The organism is Ruegeria sp. BB9 (genome assembly GCF_056539345.1).
Genome location: NZ_JBQFUU010000001.1, coordinates 640,224 through 652,390, shown reverse-complemented (window position 1 = coordinate 652,390; position 12,167 = coordinate 640,224). Strand labels below are relative to the sequence as shown.

Annotated in this window: 10 protein-coding genes; 3 read left to right on the top strand and 7 right to left on the bottom strand. The window is 62.3% G+C overall.

Going from position 1 to position 12,167, the window contains the following annotated elements; translation table 11 throughout:
- Window positions 1-2: 2 nt before the first annotated feature.
- The 3 genes from ACR0FC_RS03260 to prfB form a co-directional block, all read right to left on the bottom strand.
- On the bottom strand, window positions 3-806 hold the full coding sequence (locus tag ACR0FC_RS03260; RefSeq protein ID WP_170338160.1) for a DUF2189 domain-containing protein: 804 nt from the start codon (window positions 804-806) through the stop codon (window positions 3-5).
- Between the two features lie 24 nt (window positions 807-830).
- Window positions 831-2,231, bottom strand: a complete 1,401-nt coding sequence (locus ACR0FC_RS03255) for an amidase (RefSeq protein ID WP_170338158.1) — start codon at window positions 2,229-2,231, stop codon at window positions 831-833.
- Between the two features lie 105 nt (window positions 2,232-2,336).
- Window positions 2,337-3,464 carry a peptide chain release factor 2 gene (gene prfB, locus ACR0FC_RS03250; protein WP_170338156.1) on the bottom strand — a complete coding sequence of 376 codons (1,128 nt, stop codon included), beginning with the start codon at window positions 3,462-3,464 and terminating at the stop codon, window positions 2,337-2,339.
- Between the two features lie 78 nt (window positions 3,465-3,542).
- On the opposite strand from prfB, the gene ACR0FC_RS03245 reads away from it, so the two are divergent.
- Window positions 3,543-4,376, top strand: coding sequence for an aminoglycoside phosphotransferase family protein (locus ACR0FC_RS03245; RefSeq protein ID WP_170338154.1), 834 nt, complete (start codon window positions 3,543-3,545; stop codon window positions 4,374-4,376).
- Here the strand turns inward: ACR0FC_RS03245 and ACR0FC_RS03240 are convergent.
- From ACR0FC_RS03240 to ACR0FC_RS03230, 3 genes are all read right to left on the bottom strand, one after another.
- Window positions 4,370-6,859: a penicillin-binding protein 1A gene (locus ACR0FC_RS03240; RefSeq protein ID WP_170338152.1), complete on the bottom strand. Its 2,490-nt coding sequence runs from the start codon at window positions 6,857-6,859 to the stop codon at window positions 4,370-4,372. The two genes, ACR0FC_RS03245 and ACR0FC_RS03240, sit on opposite strands and share 7 nt — an antisense overlap.
- 95 nt (window positions 6,860-6,954) lie before the next feature.
- On the bottom strand, window positions 6,955-8,175 hold the full coding sequence (locus tag ACR0FC_RS03235; protein WP_170338151.1) for an N-acetylmuramoyl-L-alanine amidase: 1,221 nt from the start codon (window positions 8,173-8,175) through the stop codon (window positions 6,955-6,957).
- 65 nt (window positions 8,176-8,240) lie between these two features.
- Window positions 8,241-9,404: a pyridoxal phosphate-dependent aminotransferase gene (locus ACR0FC_RS03230; protein WP_170338149.1), complete on the bottom strand. Its 1,164-nt coding sequence runs from the start codon at window positions 9,402-9,404 to the stop codon at window positions 8,241-8,243.
- Here ACR0FC_RS03230 and ACR0FC_RS03225 point away from each other — a divergent pair.
- Window positions 9,403-10,785, top strand: a complete 1,383-nt coding sequence (locus ACR0FC_RS03225; protein WP_170338147.1) for a M48 family metalloprotease — start codon at window positions 9,403-9,405, stop codon at window positions 10,783-10,785. The genes ACR0FC_RS03230 and ACR0FC_RS03225 overlap by 2 nt on opposite strands.
- Window positions 10,782-11,540, top strand: coding sequence for a DsbA family protein (locus ACR0FC_RS03220; protein ID WP_170338145.1), 759 nt, complete (start codon window positions 10,782-10,784; stop codon window positions 11,538-11,540). The genes ACR0FC_RS03225 and ACR0FC_RS03220 overlap by 4 nt, the downstream gene beginning before the upstream one ends.
- 43 nt (window positions 11,541-11,583) lie before the next feature.
- On the opposite strand, the gene ACR0FC_RS03215 is transcribed toward ACR0FC_RS03220, so the two are convergent.
- Window positions 11,584-11,979: a hypothetical protein gene (locus ACR0FC_RS03215; RefSeq protein ID WP_170338144.1), complete on the bottom strand. Its 396-nt coding sequence runs from the start codon at window positions 11,977-11,979 to the stop codon at window positions 11,584-11,586.
- Between the last annotated feature and the right edge of the window lie 188 nt (window positions 11,980-12,167).

The window sequence follows — 12,167 nt, the reverse complement described above, 5'->3', positions numbered from 1 at the left end:
ACCTAGGCTTGGGCCGGCTCGGCGACCGGCTCTGCCGCTGCGTCGTCTTCGGTGATCTGCCGATACAGGTGCCAGCTGGCATGACCGAACAGGGGCAACACGATCAGCAATCCCAAAAACCAGGGCACCATGGCGACAAAGGTCGTGACCGCAATGAAGGCACCCCAGCACAGCATGACCCGCTTGTTCACGCTGACATAGGCATAGCTCGAGATCATGGCAGTGACGAAGTCGAGTTCCCGGTCCAGCAGCATCGGGATCGACAACACGGTGATCATGTAAAGCAGGATGGCAAAGATCGCGCCTACAGCAGTGCCGACAGCCAGCATGGCCAGACCGTTGGGCGTCAGAAATACCTCAAGCGATGACGACACGTTTGTCATTGTCGACAGCCCCATGAACAGCGCAAAGATCATGTGACCGAGAAAGAACCAGAACAGAAACATCACGACGATGATCGCGCAGATCGACGGCAACTGACGGCGGCTCTGCTGGATCACGACACCGAAGATGGCGCCATAGTCCAACGGCTCATTCCGCTCGAGCCGGTGCGATACCTCGTACAAACCCACGGCGGCGAACGGCCCGATCAGCGGAAAGCCGATGGCGGCCAGCACCAGCCAGAACGAGGTGCCCGTTTGTACGGTTACCCAGGCCATCAACCACCCGACCAGAACGTAGAAGCCGCCGAACAGCAGGCCAAAGACCGGTGCGCGGCGATAATCCTGCCAGGCGCGACGCAGCGCCGTGCGCAACATGCCGATATCCGCCGGTTTCAGCGTTGGCACTCCGAATGGCTTTTCCATGTTCCGTTTCTCCTCCCCTTGCCCTCAGGCCATGGCCGGGCGTTTTTGCGGCCAATGCGTCACGGCGTGATAGGCGGCCCCCAAAGCCAGCAGTTGCGCGTCGCTACCGCGCGGCCCGAACAGTTGCATTCCCATCGGCAGTCCTCCGGGGCCAAACCCCGCCGGTATCGAAAGGCAGGGCAGACCAATCAGGCTGACCGGTGTGACCACCTGCATCCAGCGATGATAGGTGTCCATCGCGACCCCACCAATGCTGCGCGGATACGGCTGATCCACAGGGAACGGCCACACCTGAGCCGCCGGCAACACCAGCGCATCATACTCGGCAAACAGTTCGACCGCCCGACGGTACCAATCCGAACGGGTGACGCTGGCTGCATGGACCTCCATCGCCGTCAGGGCCAGACCTCGCTCCAGCTCCCATTGCGCGGTGTCCTTAAGGACGTCTTTTCGGTCGGCCAAAGGCAGCAGACTTGCTGCTACGCTCCACGACCGCAGGGTGATCCAGCTGTTCCACAGGCGTTCGGCATCGAAGGGCGGCGGTACGTCCTCGACGGTTGCGCCAAGTCCCTCAAAAATCGCCAACTCGTTGCTGCATTGGGTCAAAATCCCTTCCTCAGTCGGGAATGCGCCGCCCCAATCTCCCAGCCATCCGATCCGCATGCCGTCCAGGCTTTCGACGGACAATGGGGTGACGGGGTCGCAGGAAATGCTCAAAGGCTGCCTCGGATCGGGGCCTGAGATCACATCCAGCAATAGCCCGATATCCTGCGGGCTGCGGGCCATCGGCCCCAAGGTCGAGAGCTGGTGCAGGAACAAATCGCCCTGTGGTTCCGAGGGAACCCGGCCCCAGCTGGGCCGGAAACCGTACACGTTGTTCCACGCGGCCGGATTGCGCAGGCTGCCCATCATGTCCGACCCATCCGCCAGCGCGACCATCCCAGTGGCCAAGGCCACCGCTGCGCCACCCGACGACCCACCGCAGGACCGGGCCGGATCGTATGGGTTCCGGGTTGCGCCATAGACCGGATTGAAGGTGTGCGAGCCCAACCCGAACTCCGGTGTGTTCGTCTTTCCGATCAGAATAGCCCCGGCAGCCCGCAACCGTGCTGCGATCAGGTCGTCGACGGCTGGGACGTGATTGCGAAAAACCGGCGACCCCTGGGTCGACGCGATGCCAGCCACATTGACCAGGTCTTTGACGGCAATCGGAAGCCCATGCAGCGACCCGCGGCCCGACTTGTCGTCGGCGGCCCGGGCTTGTGCCATAAGCACATTCTCGTCCTGCAGCGCGACGATTGCATTGACCTGCCCGTTCACCTGGGCAATCCGGTCGAGCGTCGCGCGCATCAACTCAGCGGCTGACAAATGCCCTGTCGCGAGTTTCTCGAGAAGATCAGCGGCTGAAGTATCGCTTAGGTTCATGGGGTTACGTCCGAGCTTTGCTTGCGCTCAGCCTAGCGACCCCATGTGTGCATTTAAACCCGGTGTTTTGGATATATCTTTTCCACGCAGTTCAACTGCGCGGCATCAGTCGTCCGACTGCGCCTCGGCCCGGCTTTTGCCCGAGACCTTGAGGGCCAGAGTGGCTGCCATGAATGCATCCAGATCACCGTCCAGGACCCCTTTGGTGTCCGACGTCTCGTAGCTGGTGCGCAGGTCTTTGACCATCTGATAGGGCTGCAGGACATAGGACCGGATCTGGTTGCCCCAGCCCGCATCGCCCTTTGCTTCGTGCGCGGCGTTGATCTCGGCGTTGCGGCGGTCCAGTTCCATCTGGTACAGGCGCGATTTCAACGCCTTCATGGCGATGTCGCGGTTCTGGTGCTGCGATTTTTCCGAACTGGTCACCACGATGCCGGTCGGGATGTGGGTGATCCGCACCGCCGAGTCTGTGGTATTTACGTGCTGACCGCCCGCCCCCGAAGACCGATAGGTATCGACGCGGATGTCAGCCGGGTTCACTTCGATCTCGATATTGTCGTCCACCACCGGATAGACCCAGACCGAGCTGAACGACGTGTGCCGTTTGGCCGCCGAGTCATAGGGCGAGATGCGCACCAGCCGGTGCACGCCGCTTTCGGATTTCAGCCAGCCATAGGCGTTGTGGCCCGAGATCTTGTAGGCCGCCGACTTGATCCCCGCCTCTTCGCCCGGGGTTTCCGACTGCAGCTCGACCTTGTAGCCCTTCTTCTCGGCCCAGCGGACATACATCCGCGCCAGCATCGAAGCCCAGTCGCAGCTTTCGGTGCCCCCGGCGCCCGCATTGATCTCCAAAAAGGTATCATTGGCGTCGGCCTCGCCGTCCAGAAGCGCCTCAAGCTCTTTTTCGGCCGCCTTGTCGCGCAGCTTCTTCAGGGCCTCTTCGGCATCCTTGACGACCTCTTCATCGCCCTCCATCTCGCCCAGTTCGATCAGTTCGACGTTGTCGTTCAGATCGGTCTTGATCGACTCGTAGGTTTCGATGGCATCGACCAGAACCTGCCGTTCGCGCATCAGCTTCTGCGCGTTTTCGGGGTTGTCCCACAGGTTGGGGTCCTCGACGCGGGCGTTGAATTCCTCCAGCCGGTGCGGCGCGGTTTCATAGTCCATACGCTGGGCCAGCAGCTCCAGCGATTTTTGGATCTCGGCCACGATGTTCTGGATTTCGGCGCGCATGGTCAGGTCCCAACTTGCTCAATCAGGCCTGCGTGATAGCAAGAGGTTCAGGCCACCACAAGATGACCCGAAAGGCAAATGCAGCACGGACCGGAGCAGTTCCTGAAGAAATGGCATCTGGCCGACCCGCGGCTGGTGGCTGATACCGGCGCGGCACGTGTCTGGCGGGCCAAACGTGATAACGGGTCTGAAGTCGCGCTCAAACTCTATCGCCGCGCCGGTCGCGGAAACGAGGCGCCGGGATGCAGCCTGCTGGCCGCCTGGCGCAACCGGGGCGCCGTCGCGATCCTGGCCGAAGACCGCCGGGCGGTCATGATGGAGTGGCTCGAGGGTCCGACCCTCGGCGATCATGCACGGGCAGGCAACGTGGCCGACGCCCTGACGCTACTGGCTGAAACGGCGCGGAACCTGCATGCTGATCCGATTGTCGAAGTGAGCGGGCTGAGGCCTTTGGAGCAAGTGTTTGCACCGCTTTTCGACGTCGGATTTACCGATCAATGTACGCGGCCCCTGCAAACCGATATGCGGCGCGCCATAGCTTTGGCTCAGGATCTGCTGCAGACGCAACCCGTGCATCTCCCCCTGCATGGAGACCTGCACCCCGACAATGTCATCCTGACCGCGTCCGGCCCGCGCGTGATCGATGCCAAGGGTTATATCGGGGATCCGGCGTTTGAAATGGCAAATGCGCTGCGGCACCCAAAAGGCATGCCGGACCTTGTGCGCGAAGTCGGGCAGATTTCCGCGTGCCTGGATCTATACGCCGCGGCGATGAATGTTTCGCGGGCGCGTCTGGCCCGATGGGCGGCGGCCAAATGCGCCCTGTCCATATGCTGGCGGTCCGGCGGATCGGTCGAGAGTGACCCGGAGGCCGATCTGCTGCGCCTGTTTCTAAGCGCTGCAGATCAGTAAAGTCCGCCGCCCTGAAGGTCGCCCTGGCTGGCCTTGGGCCCCACGATGATGGTCTGCCCGGTCGAGGTCTGGACCTGGCGCCCGCCATTGGTCACTTCTTCGAACAACGGCAGATCGGACCCCATCGCAAAACCACCGTCATAGACACGGTCGATGAACCCGTCGACGCCATCACGGAAATACTCGGCCACCACATAGTCACCCGATGCGTCATCCGGCAGACGGGCACCGCTGAAACGGTCGATCTTGATGAAGTGCCCACCCGGCGGCACTTCGAACGGACCGCCGCCGTATTTCTCGACGGCCTTTTCCATAAAGCTCTGGAAGACCGGACCGCACAGCGTGCCGCCGTAAGCACCCCGCCCCATCGGGCGCGGGCGATCATACCCGATGTAGCACCCGGCAACGATGTTCGAGGTGAAGCCGATGAACCAGGCGTCCTTGGATTCGTTGGTCGTACCGGTCTTGCCAGCCGTCGGAACCGGCAGATTGACCACACGTGACGCGGTGCCGCGATCAACCACGCCCTTCATCATCGACGTCAGCTGATAAGCCGTGATTGCATCCATCACCTGCTCTCGGTCGGTCACGATCGTGGGTGAGGCGTCGGGCTCCAGCCAGCTGGAGTTGCAATCCAGGCACTGCCGGTCATCATGCCGATAGATCGTTTTGCCGAACCGGTCCTGGATCCGGTCGACCAGAGTCGGTTCGACCCGCTCGCCGCCGTTGGCGAACATCGCATAGGCCGCCACCATCTTGTAGAGCGTCGTCTCCTCGGCCCCCAGCGCATTGGCCAGGTAGGGACCCATGTTGTCATACACACCGAACCGCTCCGCGTATCCCGCAACCACCGGCATCGAAACCTCTTGCGCCAGTCGGATGGTCATCAGGTTTCGCGACTGCTCGATCCCGGTGCGCAGGGGCGTCGGCCCGTAGAATTTGTTGGTCGAGTTCTTCGGGGTCCACAGACCCTGCGGTGTGTTCACCTCGATCGGGGCGTCCACGACGATGGTCGCTGGGCTGTAGCCACTGTCCAGTGCTGCCGCATAGACGAAAGGCTTGAAGGCCGATCCCGGTTGGCGCTGCGCCTGGGTTGCCCGGTTGAACACCGAGTCCTGGTACGAGAACCCGCCCTGCATCGCCAGAACGCGGCCCGAGTTCACGTCCATCGCCACGAAGCCGCCTTGGACCTCGGGGATTTGACGGGCGGACCACTGGCCCTCTTCCCCGGCAACGACCAGGATCACGTCGCCGCGTTTGAAGTTTGCCTTGAAGTCGCCCTGCATCCATTTGATGTCGCTGCGCGGGATGATGCCGTCGGCGGGACCGTTCTCGATCCCCACCGTCAACTGCTGATCGGCCACATCCAGCACGACCGCGGGGTACCATTGCGTGGGCAGCACCACGTCGCGCGGGATTTCCATGATCGCCAGAGCTTCGCGCCACTGGGCTTCGTCTGCCAGTTTTTCCTCGGGGATGGTTTCACCCGTGCCGCGCCACTTGCCGCGCGACTGGTCATATTTCTGAAGCGCCTCGCGCAGGGCGCGTGCGGCTTCAACCTGCATCTCCTCGTCAACCGAGGCCCGGACGGTGAAACCACCGGTAAAGAACTCACCCTCGCCGAAGTCCTCGCTCAGCTGGCGGCGGATTTCGTCGGTGAAATAGTCGCGCGGTGGCAGTGCGGTGCGGAAGCTTTCGAAATCACCGTTCTGAACCGAACGCAGCGGTTGCGCCACTTCAGTCTCATAGGTTGCCTGATCGATATATCCGTTCTGATACATCTCGCGCAGCACGTAGTTGCGGCGATCCAACAGACGCTGTTTCTGGCGCACCGGGTGATAGTCCGAAGGCGCCTTGGGCATCGCAGCCAGCGTCGCGGCTTCATGCGGGGCCAGTTCCTGCAAAGTCTTGTTGAAATACGTCTGTGCAGCGGCGGTCACGCCGTAGGAGTTTTGGCCAAGGAAGATCTCGTTGAGATACAGCTCAAGGATCTGTTCCTTGTTCAGCGTTTTTTCCAATCTGGTCGCGAGGATGATTTCCTGAATCTTGCGTTCGACCCGCCGGTCGCCGGACAGTAGGAAATTCTTCATCACCTGCTGGGTGATGGTCGACGCGCCGCGCAGCGTCTCGCCCTTGGATTGGACCGCTTCGATCCCGGCTGCGATGATCCCGCGTGGGTCGTACCCCTGATGCGAATAGAAGTTCTTGTCTTCCGCCGAGATAAACGCGTGCTTAACGAGGTCCGGGATTTCCTCGGACGGGGTGAAAAGGCGGCGCTCCTGCGCGAATTCGTCGATCAGTTGACCCTTGCCCGAATAGATACGGCTGATGGTGGGCGGCTTGTACTGGGCCAGCGACTCGTGGCTGGGCAGGTCACGGCCATACATCCAGAAGACCGCGCCAATCACCAGCGCGACCATGAAAATACCCAAGGTGACGAGGCTGAAAACCGCCCCGAAAATCGAAAGAATGAACCGGATCACGTTGCTGCCTTTTGTTCGCGGTGACGACTATATAGTGTCGCTGCACCCAAGGGTCAAAACACACGGGCGCATTCTAGCCACTTTGCGCCGCAGGGTCACTGCCCAATCAAGCCGCGGCGGATCAGATCCTGCTGGCGCCAGGCTTCAAGACCTTGGTGAATTCCTTGCGCCATTCCGATGCGCCACTCGGGATTTACGAGGTTTTTCAGGTCTCTGGGGCTGGAGATGAATCCGATCTCGACCAGAACCGAGGGAATGTCGGCAGCCTTGAGGACGGAAAACGACGCACTGCGGATCGGGCGCCGATTCATGGGGCCGCCCCGCTGCCCCATGCCGTGCGCCAGCGCATGGGCCAAAGCTTCTGAGCGCGGCTGGGTCTCCTGCCGTGCCATGTCCAGCAAAACGTCGGCGATCTGGTCGTCCGAGCCGCTCAGGTCGATACCCGCGATCAGGTCGCTGCGATCGTGCCGTTCGGCCAGTTTCTGGCTGGCCACGTCCGAGGCCTCATCGGAGAGGAAATAGACAGTGGCCCCATGAGCCTGCCCCTCGGACAATGCATCCGCGTGCAACGAAATGAACACATCGGCGCTGGCCCGATGGGCCAGAGATATTCGGCGTTCGAGCGACACGAAGTGATCGTCCACCCGGGTCATCACGACCTCGTATCCGCCAGCGCGCAGCAAGTGTTCCCGCAGTTCGCGCGCAAACGTGAGCATCAGGGTTTTTTCGTTAACGCCACCCGATTCCGCGCCGGGGTCGATGCCACCATGCCCCGGGTCCAGCATCACGCGCAGCGGTCTTTCGCCATCTCGCGGCACGACCGGGGGCGTGACGGCAGGCGCAGGCAAATCCCAGCCCGGATTGCGCGGCGCACCCGCGCTGGCGGCAAAACTGTCGAAATCCGTACCTTTCAGATTCAGCGTCAGAACCGCGGCCCCGCCGTCGGGGTCCACGCGCATGGCCGCCGTATCGACAGCAAGGGGCGCCCCCAAATCCAGCACCATCCGAGACCAACCGGGCACATAAGCGCCGAACTGGACCCCGCTGATGCGACGGGTCTGCAACAGCTTGGCCCGGTCAAGCCCGCTCCAGTCGACCTCCTGAAAATCGATGACCATACGGTACGGGTCTCGAAGCGTGAAAACGCGATACGGGACGCCTTGGCTGAGCCCCAGCTCAAGCGTCACCCCCGCACCCTTGCCGTCAGTGATCCGGCTCTGCTCGGGCAGGACCCGCGCCAAGGCGTTGAAGTCCTGCGCCCAAACGGCTCCGGCCAGCGCCCAAATCAGCGCACATACGAAGAAGATCCTGCTCATGGCCTCAAGTTTTCCCGAGATTGTTTGGCAGCAGCCTATCGCAGCGTGGCCGGTTTGTGAACGCCTCAGGCCGACTTCTGCGGGGTCTGGCGATCCGCCATGAAGCTGCGCAGCCGTTCAAGGCCCTGCTCGATGTCCTCGGTCGACCGGGCGTATGAAAAGCGCAGGGTCGTGTGGCCGCGCACCGGGTCGAAATCCAGCCCCGGCGTCACGGCGACGCCGGCTTTGTCCAAGATCTCGGCGGCGAAGGCGCGGCTGTCCTGGGTCAGGTCCGAGACATCGGCATAGACATAGAACGCCCCGTCCGGGGGCGCGATGTTGGTGAACCCGGCCTCGGGCAGGCCCTTCAGCATCAGGTCGCGGTTGCGGCGATAGACGGCCAGGTTGCCTTGCAGTTCGTCCTCGCAATCCATCGCGGCCAGCGCGGCGACTTGGCTGGCATGGGGCGCACAGATGAACATGTTCTGGGCGATGCGCTCGACCACCCGCACCTGATCCTCGGGCACCACCATCCAGCCGACGCGCCAGCCGGTCATCGAGAAATACTTGGAAAACGAGTTGATGACATAGCACTCGTTGGTCAGCTCCAGCGCGGTCACGGCCTTGGCCTCGTATTCCAGCCCGTGATAGATCTCGTCGCTGATGAACGAGGCCCCCTGCCCCTGCGCAGCCTCGATCAGCGCGCCCATGGCGGCGTGGTCCAGCATGGTTCCGGTCGGGTTTGCGGGCGAGGCCACCATCAGCCCCTGCAGGTCGAGTCCGGCAAAGTCCTGTGGCACGGGTTGCAGGCGGTTTTCCGGCGCAGTCGGCAGATCGACCGGCACCAGACCCAGCGCCCGGAGGATCTGACGATAGGACGGATAGCCCGGCGCGCCGATCCCCACACGGTCACCGCTGTCGAACAGCGCGGTGAAGGCCAGCAGGAATCCGCCCGAAGATCCGGGAGTGATGACCACCCGTTCGGGGTTCAGATCAACGTCGTACCACTCGCCGTACATCCGTGCGATGCGTTGCCGCAGCGCCGGCAGACCCAGCGCGACCGTATAGCCCAGCGGACCTTGCCGCATCGCCTTGGCCAGCGCATCCAGCGCGCCTTGCGGGGCGCCGGTTCCGGGTTGGCCGACCTCCATGTGGATGATGTGGCGCCCGGCCTCTTCAGCACGGCGCGCGGCCTCCATCACGTCCATCACGATGAAGGGATCAACGCCCGACCGGGTTGAGTTTCGCATGCCCATCTCCCATGTTGCGACCATGGCTTTTGAACGCGGATCCCGGCTGGCGTCAATCCCGGCAATTCTGCTGGCGGTGACGCTGTGGATGGCGTCGACCGCGCAAAGCCACGCGCAAAGCCTGATCCGCGACCCCGATATCGAACACGGGCTGCGCGAACTGGCCTTTCCGATCTTGCGCGCCGCCGGCCTGAACACCAACCGCGTGCGGGTGATGGTCGTCAAGGACGGAACGTTCAACGCGTTCGTCATCGACTACAACACGATTTACCTGAACCACGGACTGATCCTGACGGTCGACAGCCCCGAGATGCTGCAGGCCGTGATCGCGCATGAGGCGGCGCATATCGCCAACGGGCACCTCGCCCGTCGGGCCGAGAACCTTCGGGCCGCTCAACGCGCGGCCGGTTTCGGTACCGCGCTGGCTCTGATTGCCGCCGCTGCGGGCGGCGGAGAGGCCGCCGCAGGCATTGCCGCCGGCACCCAAGGGGCTGCAATCCGCAGTTTTCTGGGCCACACGCGCGCCGAAGAATCCTCGGCGGATCGCAGCGCCGCCAGCTACCTGCGTTGGGCCGAGATTTCGCCCATTGGCATGGTCGAACTGCACCGCAAATTCGCAGGCCAGGAATTGCTGAGCGAGATCAATCAGGATCCCTATATGCGCTCGCACCCGACCAGCCGTGAACGCCTGCGCGCTGCCGAGGAATTTCTGTACCAATTCGGGGATCGGGCGAAATCTAACCCCAATGCCGACTACTGGTTTGCGCGGGTCAAGGGCAAGCTGTCCGCGTTTCTGCGCTCTCCCGGCTGGACCCTGCGGCGGGCCAAGGAAGAAACAGCGCAGGATATTCGCCTGATGCGCGAGGCCGCCGCCCATCATCAGAACCGCAACCTTTCGGCTGCCCGGGCAGCCATCGATGGTGCGCTGGCCATCCGCCCCGACGATCCGTTCTATAACGAACTGAAGGGGCAGATCCTTTTGGAGAACCTTCGGGTCTCGGAGGCGGTCACGGCCTATGCCAGGGCGTCCGAACTGGCTCCGACCGATGCATTGATCATGGCAGGCTACGGGCGCGCCCTGCTTGCTGACGGACAGACGAAAAAGGCTCTGCAGGTGTTGGAAAGCGCACGCGCCCGCGACTACCGGAACGGCCGCCTGATGCAGGATCTGGGAATGGCCTATTCAAAGGTCGGCAACAACGGTATGGCATCCGCCGTCACTGCCGAGCGGTTCGCCTTGGAGGGGCGTCTGCTGGATGCCGGCATTCACGCAAGACGAGCCATCGGTCAGTTGCCCGAAGGCTCGACGGGTTGGCAACGGGCACAGGATGTGCTGATTGCCGCAGAACAAGCTGAGAAATCGAAAAGGAACCGGAAATGATCCTCAGACACGCAGCACCTGCCCTTCTGGGGCTTTCCCTGATTGCCGGTCCGGCCAATGCGCTGGATCTGTCCTCGATGACCGAATCCGAAAGAGCAGAGTTCGGCGCGCAAGTGCGGGAATACCTTCTGGAAAATCCCGAAGTCATTCTCGAGGCGATCAACATCCTTGAGCAACGCAACGCCGCAGCCGAAGCACAGGCCGACCAGCAATTGATCGCTGAAAACGCCGACGAGCTGTTCAATGACGGCTATAGCTGGGTCGGTGGCAACCCGGACGGCGACATCACCCTCGTCGAGTTCATGGATTACCGTTGCGGATACTGTCGCCGCGCGGTCCCCGAAGTGGACGCGCTGCTGGCCGAGGATGGCAACATCCGCCTGATCATCAAGGAGTTCCCAATTCTGGGCGATGCGTCGGTTCTTTCGTCGCGCTTTGCCATCGCCACCAAGCAGGTCGCCGGGGATGACGCGTACAAGCAAGTCCATGACGCCCTGCTGGAATTCACGGGCGAGCCTTCGGAAGTGACGCTGCGCCGGATCTCGGACGGGCTGGGACTGGACAGTGACGCCATCCTTGCGGCGATGGACAGCGACGAAGTGACCGAAGAAATTGCCAAGACGCGGGCACTGGCGCAGCGCATGCGGATTTCGGGCACCCCATCCTTTGTTCTGGGCACCGAGATGCTGCGGGGCTTCCTGCCCGCAGATCAGATGAAACAGATCGCTGATGGTGTGCGGGCTGAACGCGGCTGAAGCAGCTGGGGCGGCTTGATCGCCGCCCCGTTGAAACGACGCCCTAGCCGTATGGATACGGGGCGTCGCATTTCATCGACACGACCCATGTCGGAGTTCCAGTTTTTCTAAATTGGGTCGCGGGTACGGATTTGCCCCGAATTCCCGATGGAATGACGTCACGCCCCTGCCGTTTGCTTTCAGCCAGAATTGCCTGCAGGTCCTGGGGATTGTCGTACTTGCGAATACCGGTGTTTTCAGAAATTGGGCCGGTTGGGCAGTAGGTCGCCCTAGCGATCTGTTTCGCCAAAGCATAGGCCGCCTGGGCATCCTGACCGGTTTTGAACGATACCGCGACCCGAGACGCCAGCTGCGGGTCGACATTCATGATCGGGGTCAAACGGCCCCGCGGCTTGCCGGTTCCACCCGGGCTGAGCCGGACGTCTGCGCGCGTTGTCACTCCGTCACTTCCGAAACCGGACACATGCACCGACATATACCCAAGTTGCGTCCCCGGTGCAGACTGCGGAACTGGAACACTGAAGAAACCGGGGCGTTTGTCCGACCCGGTAGAGGGGCTGCTGCACGCAGAAAGAAGGACGACGGCAAGGGCCGTCACGAAAGGCATTGGTTTCAAAGAATCGAACT

Excerpts from the sequence above, each read along its gene's own strand:
- ACR0FC_RS03220 (WP_170338145.1), top strand. The coding sequence starts at position 10,782 with ATGATCCTCAGACACGCAGCACCTGCCCTTCTGGGGCTTTCCCTGATT.
- ACR0FC_RS03235 (WP_170338151.1), bottom strand. The coding sequence starts at position 8,175 with ATGAGCAGGATCTTCTTCGTATGTGCGCTGATTTGGGCGCTGGCCGGA.
- ACR0FC_RS03230 (WP_170338149.1), bottom strand. The coding sequence starts at position 9,404 with ATGCGAAACTCAACCCGGTCGGGCGTTGATCCCTTCATCGTGATGGAC.
- ACR0FC_RS03225 (WP_170338147.1), top strand. The coding sequence starts at position 9,403 with ATGCCCATCTCCCATGTTGCGACCATGGCTTTTGAACGCGGATCCCGG.
- ACR0FC_RS03260 (WP_170338160.1), bottom strand. The coding sequence starts at position 806 with ATGGAAAAGCCATTCGGAGTGCCAACGCTGAAACCGGCGGATATCGGC.
- prfB (WP_170338156.1), bottom strand. The coding sequence starts at position 3,464 with ATGCGCGCCGAAATCCAGAACATCGTGGCCGAGATCCAAAAATCGCTG.
- ACR0FC_RS03245 (WP_170338154.1), top strand. The coding sequence starts at position 3,543 with ATGCAGCACGGACCGGAGCAGTTCCTGAAGAAATGGCATCTGGCCGAC.
- ACR0FC_RS03255 (WP_170338158.1), bottom strand. The coding sequence starts at position 2,231 with ATGAACCTAAGCGATACTTCAGCCGCTGATCTTCTCGAGAAACTCGCG.